The sequence below is a fragment of the Streptomyces sp. 1222.5 genome (assembly GCF_900105245.1).
Lineage (GTDB): Bacteria > Actinomycetota > Actinomycetes > Streptomycetales > Streptomycetaceae > Streptomyces > Streptomyces albidocamelliae.
In genome coordinates this window covers 6,099,083-6,111,657 of the sequence record NZ_FNSZ01000001.1, presented here as the reverse complement: position 1 = coordinate 6,111,657, position 12,575 = coordinate 6,099,083, and the positions used below count along the sequence as shown (strand labels likewise).

Here is a 12,575-nt window from a genome sequence, read left to right as displayed (position 1 = left end):
GACGCCATGTCTAATATGCAGGCCCGGCCGGTGGAGTCCGAGCGCATCGCGCTCAAGGCCCGCAACGTGTCCTTCTCCTGGGAGGACACACCGCTGCACTGGGTGCCGGGCGACCCGTTGACCACGCACACCATCAACGTGCTGCACCTGCTGCTGCCCGCCGGGGAGCGGTGGTTCGTGCACGTCTACAAGCAGGTGCTGCCGCTGATCCGGGACGACCGGCTGCGGGAGGACGTCGTCGGGTTCATCGGGCAGGAGGCCATGCACTCCCAGGCCCACGACGAGGTCCTGCCGCACCTGCGCGAGCTGGGCCTGGACCCCACGCCGTACACCGCGCAGGTCGACTGGTTCTTCGAGAAGCTGCTCGGCGACCGCACGCTGCCGCCGGGCCGGGCCCGCCGCTGGTGGCTGCTGGAGCGGGTGGCGCTGATCGCGGCCATCGAGCACTACACCGCCTTCCTCGGCGACTGGGTGCTCAACGCGGCGGAGCTGGACCGGCGGGGCGCCGACCCGACCATGCTGGACCTGCTGCGCTGGCACGGCGCCGAGGAGGTCGAGCACCGCTCGGTCGCCTTCGACCTGTTCATGCACGTCGACGGCGGCTACCGGCGCCGGGTGCGCACCTGGGCGGCGGCCTTCTCGGCCCTGGTGTTCCTGTGGCAGCGCGGAGCCCGCTTCTTCATGGAGAACGACCCCACGCTGGTCGACGGCAAGGCGTCCTTCCGGGGCTTCCACCAGCGCGGCCGGCAGGGCACCCTGCCCGCCACCGGGGACATGCTGAGGTCCATACCGCGCTACCTCAGCCGCGGCTACCACCCCTCGCACGAGTGCTCCACCGCCCAGGCCGTGGCCTATCTGGCCGCCTCCCCCGCGGCCCTCGCCGCGGAAGGGCCGGTGGCGTGATGCCGAAGCCGCTGACCGTCGCGCTGGTCGCGGGCGCCGCCCTGCTGACCCGGCAGGCCCTGCGCCGCCGTATCCAGGTCTCCCCGCTGTGGCCGATGCCCGCCCTGGACCCGCCCGTCTCCGGCCGGCCGCGCTCGCGGGCGCTGCGGCTGCTGCTCACCTCCCACGAGAGGGTCGCCGACGGGGTCGTACGGCTCCGGCTCGAAGGCGCCGGGCTGCCGCGCTGGGAGCCCGGGGCGCACCTCGACCTGGTGCTGCCCTCCGGGCTGGTGCGGCAGTACTCGCTGTGCGGGGATCCCGGGGACGGCGACTCCTACACGGTCGCCGCGCGGCTGGTCGAGGACGGCCGGGGCGGCTCCCGCGAGGTGCACGAGCAGCTCGCCGAGGGCATGGAGCTGGAGGTGCGCGGCCCGCGGAACCGCTTCCCGCTGGTGGCGGCCCCGTCGTACGTCTTCGTCGCCGGCGGTATCGGCATCACCCCGATCCTGCCGATGCTGCGTGCCCTGCCGGACGGCGCCCGGTGGCGGCTGCTGTACGGCGGCCGGACGCGGGCGTCGATGCCGTTCCTGGAGGAGGTGCGGGAGCTCGCCGGGGAACGGCTGACGGTGGTGGCCGAGGACGTGGAGGGACGCCCGGACCTGGCGGTCCTGTTCGCGGACGCGACCGCCGGGACGGCCGTGTACTGCTGCGGTCCCGAGGGTCTGATGGCGGCGGTCCAGGCGGCGCTGCCCGAGGGTGCCGCCCTGCACCTGGAGCGGTTCGCGCCCCGCACCGGCACCGGTGGGAACACGGCGTTCGAGCTGGAACTGCGTCGTTCCGGGCGGACCTTGACCGTCCCTGCGGACTCCACGGTGCTCGCCGCCGTACGGCGTGAGCTGCCGGACACCGCCTACTCCTGCGAGCAGGGCTTCTGCGGCACCTGCCAACAGCGGGTGGTGGCGGGTGAGATCGACCACCGCGATGAGCTGCTGACGGACGCGGAACGGCGTGACTCGATGCTGATCTGTGTCTCCCGGGCCGGGAGCGATCGCCTGGTGCTCGACATGTGATCGCAGGCGGCTGAATTCGATCGGTAAGGTGTTCGCATGAGTACCGGGGTTCGCCGCAGGATGGGCGTCGACGAGCGGCGGCAGCAGCTGATCGGCGTCGCCCTCGAACTGTTCAGCCGACGCTCGCCCGACGAGGTCTCCATCGACGAGATAGCGTCGGCGGCGGGCATCTCACGCCCGCTCGTCTACCACTACTTCCCCGGTAAACTCAGCCTGTACGAGGCCGCGTTGAAGCGCGCCGCGGAGGATCTCGCCGGTCGTTTCGCGGAGCCGCACGAGGGCCCGCTCGGCGCCCGGCTGCTGCGGGTGATGCGCCGCTACTTCGACTTCGTGGACGAGCACGGCCCCGGTTTCTCGGCGCTGATGCGCGGCGGCCCGGCGGTCTCGGCCGACGGCATCGGCGCGAAGGACCATGTCTCGGCCACCAACGCGCTCATCGACTCCGTACGGCAGGCCGCCTACGAGCAGATGCTCTCGCATCTCGGGGTGGCCGAGGCGTCACCGCGGCTGGAGCTGGTGGTCCGCTCGTGGATCTCGCTCGCCGAGTCCACGGCCCTGCTCTGGCTGGACGGCCGCCGGATCCCCCGCGCCGAGCTGGAGCTCCAGCTCGTGCACGACTTCGCCGCGCTGGCCGCGGTCGGCGCCACGCACGACGCGGACATCGCCGCGCTGCTGCGCGGCATGGCCAAGGACGAACCGGCCGACGGCCCCTTCGCGGAGCTCGTCGGCCGGCTGATCGCCCTCGGTTCCTGACCCCTAGCGGTCGAACTTCCGGTAGGACGGATCCAGGTCACGGATCTCGGCGGAGGCGTGCAGGGTGAACGCCGCGTCCGCCACGTGCTCGCGGAGCAGTTCCAGCGCGGCCTCCGCGAGCCTCTCCTTCGTCTCGTCGGCGCGTCCGGCGAGGAGCCCGATCGTCACGTGCACGATGGCGTGCCCGCGCGCCCCGGGGTCCTCGTACCCGAACACCGTGTACGCGCTCGGCCGGAACTGCGTCTTGCAGGCCTGCGGCTTCGCCGCCGCGATCTCCACGGTCGCCTCGTGCAGCGCCCGCGCGAACCCCTCGCGGTCGAAGGCGTTCTCCATGGTGTCGGAGTAGTCGACGGTGATCTGCGGCATGCGCGCTCCTGTTCTACGGCAACGGCCTCACCCTAGTTCCCCGCCCGGGTGAACACCGCGACGGTCCGCGCGGGCACGGTGAAGGTGCCCGAGCCCGCCGCGTAGGCGGAGGTCTTCACCACCGCGTCCGCGCCCGCCGCCTGCACCGGGTGGAGCCGGTAGTGCGCCCCGGCGAGGGAGCCGATCCGCTGCTCCTGCCGCTTCGGCGTGGCGTTGAAGACGACGACGAGGTCATCGAGCTTCATGGTGATCACCCCGGGCGTCTCGTCCTTGCCGGACAGCGGGAAGGACAGCTGGTCCTGCACCTGCGCGGCCGTACCGAGGGAGAACGCCTTCTCGCTCGTACGGATCCTCAGCAGTTCCCGGTAGGCGGCCGAGGCGCCGGTGATCTGCGGGCACCCGACCCGCACGGAGCCCAGCAGCGGCTTGGCGTACTCCCACTTGGACTCGTTGTCGGCCGCCATGGGCAGCCCGCGCCCGAAGCCGTTGCCGTCGGCGCAGTTCCAGTGGATGGCGTTGAACCAGTCCCCGCTGTCGAAGGAGTTGCGGTCCAGGGACTTCGAGCGCAGCAGGTCGGTGCCCGCCTGGGAGAGGGCCGGCCCCTGCGACAGGGCGGCCGTGGCCATCGCCAGGACCTGCATGCGGGCCCGGTCGGACGCGGACGTGTCCTTCGGGAGCTTGTAGGTCAGGGCGTCGAACAGCGACTCGTTGTCGTGCGCGTCCACATAGGCGAGCGCGTCACCGGGTGCGTCGGCGTAGCCGGCGGGCGAGCCGTTGTAGTCCACCTGGGCGCCGGTGACGTCCTTCCCGCCGGTGTCCGTGAACCGGTACGCGGCGAGGTTGCCGCTGAGACCGACCTTGATCAGGTCCTGGTAGTGCAGCAGCCGGGCCTTCTGCTCCGCCTCGGTGCCGTTGGACGTGGACGCGTTGGGGTCGGTGTACAGCCCGGACGCGAAGCCCTGGACGCCGGGGTCGGAGTCGAAGGGACCGCCGCCGCGCACCGCGTCGCGGGCACGGTCGGAGAAGGTGGCGATGCCGGTGCCGGCCATGTTCTTCTGCGTGGCCTGCACGAAGCGGGCGTCGTCCGCGACCTCGCCGAAGTTCCAGCCCTCGCCGTACAGGATGATCTTCTTGCCGTCGACGCCGTCCTCGGCCGGGGTCAGCGCGTCCAGGGCCTTGCGCACGGCCAGGATGTTGGCCTTCGGGTGGTGGCCCATGAGGTCGAAGCGGAACCCGTCGACCTTGTACTGCTTCGCCCAGGTGACGATCGAGTCCACGACCAGCTTGCCCATCATCGTGTTCTCGGTCGCGGTGTTGGCGCAGCAGGTGCTGTTGGCCACCGAGCCGTCGGCGAGCAGCCGCTGGTAGTAGCCGGGCACGATCCGGTCCAGGACGGAGGTGTCCGCCTGGCCGCCGGCCGCCGTGTGGTTGTAGACGACGTCCATGACGACCCGCAGGCCGTCCTGGTTGAGCGCCTGGACCATCCGGCGGAACTGGACCGTGCGGGCCGTGCCGTCGGGATCGGTGGCGTACGAGCCCTCGGGGACCGTGTAGTGGTACGGGTCGTAGCCCCAGTTGTAGGCGTCCTTCGCGGCGGCCTTCGCCACGCACTCCTGCTGCTTGCCGGAGTCGGCCGGGTAAGAGGCGAGGTCGCAGTCCGGGACGGCCTGGTCGGCCTTCTTCTCGGGGATGGTGGCGATGTCGAAGGCGGGCAGCAGGTGGACGTAGGACGTCCCCGACTTCGCCAGTGCCTTCAGGTGCCTGGAGCCGTCACTGTCCTTGTCGGTGAATGCCAGGTAGGTGCCCGGGTGCTTGGAGGTGCGGTCCCCGACGGAGAAGTCGCGGATGTGCAGCTCCTGGATCTGGGCGTCCTTCAGCGGTACGGCCTTGGGCTTGTGCAGGGCGGACCAGCCGCCCGGGGCGAGGGACTTGTCGTTCAGGTCGACGACGAGGCTGCGCTCGGAGTTCGCGGTGAGCGCGACCGAGTACGGGTCGGTGACCTTGTTGGTGACCGTCTTGCGGACGCTGGGCGCCCACACCTTCACCACGTACCGGTAGGGCTTGCCCTTCCAGGACGCGGGGCCGGTGACGGACCAGACGCCGGTGGCGGCGTCGCGGTGCATGGCCTTGAGCGAGCCGTCCAGTTCCAGGGAGACGCTCTGGGCCGTCGGCGCCCACACGGCGAGGGTCGGCCTGCCGTCGTGGAAGGTCGGGCCGAGCTTCGCCTTGGCCGCGCCCGGGTACAGGTCGTCCAGCACGCCGGCGATCTGCACTCCGGTCGCGGCCAGCACGGCGCCGTTCGCGGCCCGCTGCGAGGCCACCAGCTGGCCCTTCAGGGCGGTACGGACCCGGTCGCGGTCGCGCGGGTCGACGGACCAGGCGGTGTAGTCCTTCAGGTGCGGGAACTTCGCCTTCTGGGCGTCGGTGAGCGTGGCCTTCTCCAGCCGGATCCAGCGCTCGTCGTCGCTGGTGAGCGTCCCGTCCTCGACGGCGATGGAGCCGTCGCGGGAGTACAGCAGCTGGGTGGAGGCGGCGCCGTCCGCGCCGTTCCAGGCGACGGTGTCCCGGTCGATCCAGACCGCCTTGGAGGTGGTCAGGTCGAGGGCGGCCGCGCTGCCCGCGGGCTGCGGCAGCAGGTACTTCTCCTGACCGTTCAACAGCCACACCTCGTGGCCGTTCGCCGTGAGGTCCAGCGACTGGTCGGTGGGGAGATCCTTGTCGTCGCCCTTGTGGATGATGTAGCTGAGGCTGGTGGCACCCTCGGTGAGCGGCACCTCGAAGACCGCGCCATAGGCATCAGTCTTCACCGGCTTCAGCGGGTTCGACCAGTCGGTGGGGTTCGCGGCACCCGTCCAGACGTGCAGGCCCCAGCCCTCGTAGTTCCCGTCGGCCCGGTGGTAGTGGAGGACCGCCTTGGCCTTGTCCTGCGGCGGGTAGTCGGGCCGCTGGGTGGTCACGTCCGCCTTGCCCTGCTCGATCCAGACCTCACCCGTCTTCGTGACGTCGATCGTCCGGTCGGCGGAGACGTCCTTGTCGCCGTCCTTGTCGATGACCAGGAAGCCGACGTTGGAGGCGCCGGGCTTGAGCTTGACGTAGGCGAAGGCGCCATAGGCGTCCCGGCCGGTGAAGGGGTGGCTGGCGGGCCAGTTCGTGGCCTCGCCGTCGGCGAGGTCGCCCCAGGCGTAAAGGCCCCAGTCGGCGTAGTCGCCGTCGGTGCGCTTGTAGTGGACGATCGCGTAGTCCCGGGACGCCGCCGTGGGCACCTCCGGGGCCGGCGCGGTGCCGGTGCTGCTGCTCGCCGTGGCGCTCGCGGTCCGCCCGGCGGAGTCGATCACGACGGCCTTGTAGCGCAGCGCGGTGCCGGACGGCACGTCCTTGCCGATGGTCTGGGTGACCTTGTAGGGGGCGTGGTCGGCGGAGCCGAGGGTGCGCCACGCGCCGTTGCCGACCTGGGCGGCGAAGACGACCCGGTCGAGCCCGCCGCCGTCGACGCCGGCGGACAGTTCCACGGTCCCGGTGGCACCGGCGTCCGGGGCCCTGAGGGTGATCGTGGGCCTGGTGGCGGGCTTGGCGAGGGCACCGGCCGCCTTGTAGACGACGGCGGAGCCGGCCGGGACGGTGACGGTGATCTTCTGGTCGCCGTCGGTCTTCGCCGTGGCGTCCGTGCCGTAGATCCCGCGGTACGTCATGTCCGCGGAGCCGGTCGCGAAGGTGGCGTCCTTCGCGTCGCCGGCGTTGTTGAAGGCGACGACGTACTCCTGGCCGGACTTGGCGTCCGTACGGGTGAAGGCGTAGACGCCGGCGCCGTCGGCCGCGTACCGCTCCGTCTGGACTCCGTCCGTCAGGGCGGGGTTGGCCTTGCGGAGCCGTGCGAGGTCGGCGATCTGCCGGTAGAGGGGCGCGCCGGTGTCGTACGCGTCGCTCGCGTGGGTGCGGCCGGTGCCGATCTCGTCGTCGTCCAGGTAGTCGGCGACCTTGGAGGCGAACATCGTCTGGCGGGCGTCCTTGTCGCCGCCGGAGCCGGTGAAGCCCTGCTCGTCGCCGTAGTAGACGACCGGGTTGCCGCGGCTGAGGAACATCAGCTCGTTGGCGAGCTCGTCCTTGCGCAGGATCTCGGCGTCGGTCGCCTTCGGGTCGTCCTGCTTCAGGAAGTAGCCGATGCGGCCCATGTCGTGGTTGCCGAGGAAGGTGACCTGTTCGTACGCGTTGGCCTTGTCGGTCGTGTACTTGTAGTCGTCACCGAAGACGCTCGCCAGCCGCCGGGCGCTGCCGCCCTGGGAGGCATAGGCGCGGGCCGCGTCCTGGAAGGGGAAGTCGAGGGTCGCGTCCAGGCGGCCCTGGGTGACGTACGGCGAGGTGAGCGAGGTGTCGGCGGTGTAGACCTCGCCGAACATGAAGAAGTTCTTCCGCCCGTGCGCCGCCGCGTACTTGTCGAGCGCGGTCGCCCACTGGGTCCAGAACTCCATGTTCACGTGCTTGACGGTGTCGATGCGGAAACCGTCGATCGCGAAGTCCTTCACCCACCGCTGGTAGATCTTCTCCATGCCGTGGACGACCTCGGGACGCTCGGTCCACAGGTCGTCCAGGCCGGAGAAGTCGCCGTAGGTGGTCGACTCGCCGGCGTACGTCGAATCGCCCCGGTTGTGGTACATCGCCGGGTCGTTGAGCCAGGCCGGGACCTTGGACTTCCGGGTGACCTTCGGCGTGCGCGGGAAGGAGCCCGCGTCGACGGCGGGGAACTTCCTGCGGCCGTCGGCGTAGTCGGCGTCGTCGAAGGGCCGCCCGTCCTCGCTCAGATACGGGAAGGCGCCCTTGGACAGGTAGTCGTAGGTCTTCTCCTGGTAGTCCACGACGTCGGCGGTGTGGTTGGTGATGACGTCGAAGAAGACCTTCATGCCCTTGGCGTGCGCCTTGGCGATGAGGTCCTTGAGGTCCTTGTTGGTGCCGAAGTGCGGGTCGACCTGTGTGAAGTCGGTGATCCAGTAACCGTGGTACCCGGCGGAGGCGTTGGCGCCCGTGCCCTGCACCGGCCGGTTCTTGAAGATCGGCGCCATCCAGATGGAGGTGGTGCCGAGGCCCTTGATGTAGTCGAGCCGCTTGGTCAGGCCCTTGAGGTCGCCGCCCTGGTAGAAGCCCTTGTCGGTGGGGTCGTAACCGGTACTCGTACGGGAACCGGTGAGTCCGCCCCGGTCGTTCGAGGTGTCCCCGTTGGCGAAACGGTCCGGCATGACGAAGTAGAACTGCTCGCGCGTGTCGTCGTGCCGGGCGGGCCGGGCGGCGAGCGCGGCGTCCGACGGCGGTACGGGCGGGGCGGCGGCGTGGGCCGCGAGGGGCTGCACGAGTGCGGCCGCGAGGGCGGCGGCGGTGATAGCCGCCGCCCTTCGCACACGGGGGGTACGGCGCGTGGGGGGCGCCGGCCATCTCGGTATCACAGGCGGGAACTCCTTGCGATTACGGCTCTGTCGGGTCCGACCCCTACGCCGCGGCACGGCTTCACTGCCGGGCGCCCGCGCGACCGTACCCCCCAACGAAAGGTTTCAGCAAGGGTCTTGAAACCGACGGAAAGAACTTTCAACCGCTCGGCCCGGCGCCGGACCTCCGGGGTGGCCTCCGCCGGAGGCCGGCAGCCGTCGCCGGGGCGGCGCGCTCACACCCGGGCCGCCGGGCCCGGCGGCCCGGGCGGCCGTGTCATTGACCGTTCAACACCGGGCTTTTTGACCGTTCAACGGCTGACGGGGTCCCGCGGGCCGGCGACGTCGCGGATGACCTGTGGCGATCCGGGCGGCCCGGGTTGCGGCGGGTCGTCGGCGGAGCGAGCGTGGAGAAGGGGATGGCTGCGACAGCGGCGGCACTGCGAGCGGTGACGGAGCGGACGAGGGCACCGCGTCGACGCACGATCGAACCGCCCCCTCGTCCCGTCACGGTGTACGGCGCTCCGCGCACCGGCGCGACGCTCCGGCCGGGCGATTCCGGCGATCTCGGGGAGACGCGCGCACAGCACGGGAAACCAGCGGAGAAGCGCACAGGAAGCAGCGAGAGCCATGGTGAACGGACCAATGGGCAGGCGTCCCTTCGGAGAGCACCCGGAGAGGGCCGATGCGGGCATCTCCAAGCAGTCGGCGGAGTTCACGGGCCGGTACGTGATCCTGCTGGACCAGGACGAACCGGAGCGCGGGATGGAAGCCCTGCGCAGCTCCGTCGGCATCTCGGCCGTCGAGCGTGTCGGCGGGGCCGAGGCGGGGGGCGCCGCGGAACTCCTCCAGCGCCCGGACGTCTCGGTGGTGTTCGACGATCTCGGCGTCGCCGTGGTCTCCGCCCAACCGGACCAGCGTCACGCGCTGGTGACCACGGCGGAGGCGGAGGCGCACATCATCGCGGCGGAGCCGGAGCGGGTGGCGTACGCGTCGGTGATCACCGAGGCCCGGCAGACACTGACCGGGTTCTATCCGACCTACCGCAGCGACGAGACGGAGGTCGACCACCACATCCGGGCCCAGGGCGCCGCCGGCCGGGGCCCGGCCTGGGACGAGTACCAGATGACCTGGGGCGTGCAGGCGACACGGGCCAACTGGTCCCTGCTGACCGGCCGGGACGTGAAGATCGCCGTCCTCGACACCGGAGTGGACACCGACCACCCGGACCTGGTCGGCCGCATCGAGGAGACGGCCTCCTTCGTCCCCGGCCAGAGCGTGGAGGACGGCCACGGCCACGGCACGCACTGCATCGGCACCGCGGCCGGCCCGGCCGAGGAGGGCTTTCGCTACGGCGTGGCCGGAGGGGCTCGGGTGCTCGCGGGCAAGGTGCTCAGCAACCGCGGGACGGGACCCGACGGCCAGATCCTCGCCGGCATCGCGTGGGCGGTGTCCCGGGGCGCCCGGGTGATCTCCCTGTCCCTCGGCTCACCGGTCGAGCAGGGCGAGCTGTTCCCGCAGACCTACGAGACCGTGGCCCGGCGCGTGCTGCGCCGCGGCGCGGTGATCGTCGCGGCGGCGGGCAACGAGAGCCGCCGTCCCGGCTTCGTGGCGCCCGTCGGGCGTCCCGCCAACTGCCCGTCGATCCTGTCCGTGGCCGCGCTCGGCAAGGACCTGGCAACCGCGCCGTTCTCCTGCGGAGGCATCAACGGCGCGGGCGGTGAGGTGAACATCGCGGCGCCCGGGGTCGAGGTGTTCTCGGCCGCTCCCGACGGCACGTACGCGACGATGGACGGCACCAGCATGGCGACGCCCCATGCCGCCGGTGCCCTCGCCCTGCTCACCGAGGCGCACCCGGACGCCTCAGCGGCCGAGCTCGGCGCACAACTTCAGTCCATGGCACATCCGTTGCCGCAGACCGTCCGGGACATCGGCGCGGGTCTGCTCCAGGCGCCATGAGCCAGGCACCGGGCTCCGCACCGGTCGGGGTCGTCGTCGCGGTCGATCCCGACCGGTACACCCAGACGGTCGACGCCGTGCGCCGCGTCGGCCTGGCGGTCACCGGCGAACAGCCCGTGCTCGGCTCGTTGTCCGGAACGATCGCCGAGGACCTGATTCCGCTCCTGGCGGCCGTCGACGGGGTCGAGGCGGTGGACCGGGAGCGGATCGTGCGACTGCCCCCGCCCGGCTCTGCGGCCCAGTAGCTCCCCCCTGCGCCTCCTGCCGGCACCGGACGAAGCACTACCACGCGAGCCCCTGGATGCGAGATGCCCAGAATCAGCAGCGCGCGGCAGGTCGACACGGCGCTGGGGGTGATCGACGCCCCGGGAACGCCGCAAGCGGTGCGGGAACAGCTGACCGGGGCTGTGCGGGAGGTGATCTCCCTGCTGGACGCGGCGAACCGGCCGGTGAGCCAGCCGGAGGAACGGCACACCATGGCCCGGTTCGCGTACAGGACGTCGCCCGCCCTGGGCACGATCGCCGACTCCGGAACTCCGCGGGAGGTGCGGGAGGCGGTGGCCCGCATCGTGCGCAGGGTGCGCGAGCAGGCGAACGCCGGTGGTGCGAGGAACACCGACGCGGCGAAGGCGATGACCGCCTCGCTGCACGCGGGGGACGGGGGCCCGGCCCCCTGGAGGGCCGGGCCGGCGCACCGGTCAGCAGCTCGGCTTCCCGGCGTAGACCGCCAGTGCCGTGTTCGCGCCCAGAGTGGCGGTGAGCTGGCCCGCGGAGTTCACGGTAACCGTCGTGTTGTTCTGGACGTTGCAGTACGTGCCCGCGGGCAGTGAGGTCTGGTAGGTGCGGGTCAGGGCCGAGGACTCGTGATTGATGGCCACGTAGCCCTTGCTGCCGCGCCCGAAGGCGATGGCGTTGTTGCCGTTGTCCCACCAGTTGGAGACGGCCTGGCCGCGCGTGGCGTTGCGGAAGGCGACCATGCGGACGATCTCCGGCCAGGCGTGCTGGCACTTCCAGCCGTCCTGCCAGCAGGCGTTCACGGCGCCGCCGTTGGGCGGGCCGGCGTCCGCGTCGGACCACTCGTAGCCGGAGTTGACGTCCGGGGCGCCGTAGGGCCAGGCGAGCATGAAGACGTTGGCCAGGGTGTAGTTCGCGCCGGACTTGTAGTTGAGGGTGCTGCCGTTGCGCTCGGTGTCGTGGTTGTCGACGAAGACCCCGGCGACGGAGCTGCTCAGGTAGCCCCAGCCCTCGCCGTAGTTGGTGAGGTAGGCCAGCTTCTCGCTGGTGAAGACCCGCTTGAGGTCGTAGGCGTAGCGGAACTCCTGGACGTCGCCGTTGCCGGTGTACTCGGTGGGCTGGACGGCCTCGCCCGCGCCGTAGATGACCTCCTGCTTCCAGTAGACGGACGGGTTGGTCAGGCGGCTCTTGATGTTCGCCAGGTCACCGGCGGGGATGTGCTTGGCCGCGTCGATGCGGAAGCCGTCCACGCCCAGGGTGAGCAGGTCGTTCATGTAGCCGGCGATGGCCCCGCGGACGTACTCCTCCCCGGTGTCCAGGTCGGCGAGGCCCACGAGTTCGCAGTGCTGGACGTTCCAGCGGTCCGCGTAGTTCGACACCTGGGAGGTGCAGTCGTCGAAGTCGTGGCTCGAGTACAGCCCGGGGTAGTCGTACTTGGTGTACGACGAGCCGCCGGTGCCGGTGCCGCTGCCCGCCGACATGTGGTTGACGACCGTGTCGACGACGACCTTCACACCGGCCGAGTGGCAGGTGTTCACCATGTTCCGGAATGCGGTGCGGTCGCCGAGCCGGCCCGCGATCTTGTACGACACCGGCTGGTACGACGTCCACCACTGCGAGCCCTGTATGTGCTCGGCGGGCGGGGAGACCTGCACGTAGCCGTAGCCGGCGGGGCCGAGGGTGCCGGTGCACTCCTTGGCGACCGAGGCGTAGTTCCACTCGAAGAGGACGGCGGTGACGTCCTTGGTGCCGGGCGGGGACGCCTCAGCGCTCGTCGGGTTCATGCCAATCAAGAGGCCGGTGGCGAGGGCCAGCACCGCGGGGAGGGTTCTGCGTGCCATGTGGGGGTCCTTCGTCCTTGAAGGCTTGGGGAGGCCGCTGAAGGCGCTTGCTGAAATGT

General features: G+C 71.0%; 8 protein-coding genes. 5 read left to right on the top strand and 3 right to left on the bottom strand.

Features of this window, described 5'->3' with window-relative positions; genetic code table 11:
* Positions 1-6 precede the first annotated feature (6 nt).
* From BLW57_RS27575 to BLW57_RS27565, 3 genes are read left to right on the top strand one after another with little or no spacing between them, the layout of a single operon-like run.
* Complete coding sequence (locus tag BLW57_RS27575; protein WP_093478173.1) at positions 7-903, top strand: metal-dependent hydrolase; 897 nt, start codon at positions 7-9, stop codon at positions 901-903.
* On the top strand, positions 903-1,952 hold the full coding sequence (locus BLW57_RS27570; protein ID WP_093478172.1) for a PDR/VanB family oxidoreductase: 1,050 nt from the start codon (positions 903-905) through the stop codon (positions 1,950-1,952). The genes BLW57_RS27575 and BLW57_RS27570 overlap by 1 nt, the downstream gene beginning before the upstream one ends.
* A gap of 36 nt (positions 1,953-1,988) precedes the next feature.
* Positions 1,989-2,705 carry a TetR/AcrR family transcriptional regulator gene (locus BLW57_RS27565; protein WP_176985748.1) on the top strand — a complete coding sequence of 239 codons (717 nt, stop codon included), beginning with the start codon at positions 1,989-1,991 and terminating at the stop codon, positions 2,703-2,705.
* A gap of 3 nt (positions 2,706-2,708) precedes the next feature.
* On the opposite strand, the gene BLW57_RS27560 is transcribed toward BLW57_RS27565, so the two are convergent.
* Positions 2,709-3,071, bottom strand: a complete 363-nt coding sequence (locus tag BLW57_RS27560; RefSeq protein WP_093478168.1) for a 5-carboxymethyl-2-hydroxymuconate Delta-isomerase — start codon at positions 3,069-3,071, stop codon at positions 2,709-2,711.
* 32 nt (positions 3,072-3,103) lie between these two features.
* Positions 3,104-8,503 (bottom strand): pullulanase-type alpha-1,6-glucosidase, encoded by a 5,400-nt coding sequence (pulA, locus tag BLW57_RS27555; RefSeq protein WP_093478166.1) that lies wholly within the window; start codon positions 8,501-8,503, stop codon positions 3,104-3,106.
* A gap of 609 nt (positions 8,504-9,112) precedes the next feature.
* On the opposite strand from pulA, the gene BLW57_RS27550 reads away from it, so the two are divergent.
* Together BLW57_RS27550 and BLW57_RS27545 are read left to right on the top strand one after the other, a co-directional pair.
* Positions 9,113-10,441: a S8 family peptidase gene (locus BLW57_RS27550; RefSeq protein ID WP_093478164.1), complete on the top strand. Its 1,329-nt coding sequence runs from the start codon at positions 9,113-9,115 to the stop codon at positions 10,439-10,441.
* The gene (locus BLW57_RS27545; RefSeq protein ID WP_093478163.1) at positions 10,438-10,686 is read left to right on the top strand and encodes a hypothetical protein; all 249 of its coding nucleotides are present in this window, start codon (positions 10,438-10,440) and stop codon (positions 10,684-10,686) included. Before BLW57_RS27550 ends, BLW57_RS27545 begins: the two co-directional genes overlap by 4 nt.
* Positions 10,687-11,139: 453 nt before the next feature.
* Here BLW57_RS27545 and BLW57_RS27540 read toward each other — a convergent pair whose 3' ends face one another.
* Positions 11,140-12,516, bottom strand: coding sequence for an alpha-amylase (locus BLW57_RS27540; protein ID WP_176985747.1), 1,377 nt, complete (start codon positions 12,514-12,516; stop codon positions 11,140-11,142).
* Between the last annotated feature and the right edge of the window lie 59 nt (positions 12,517-12,575).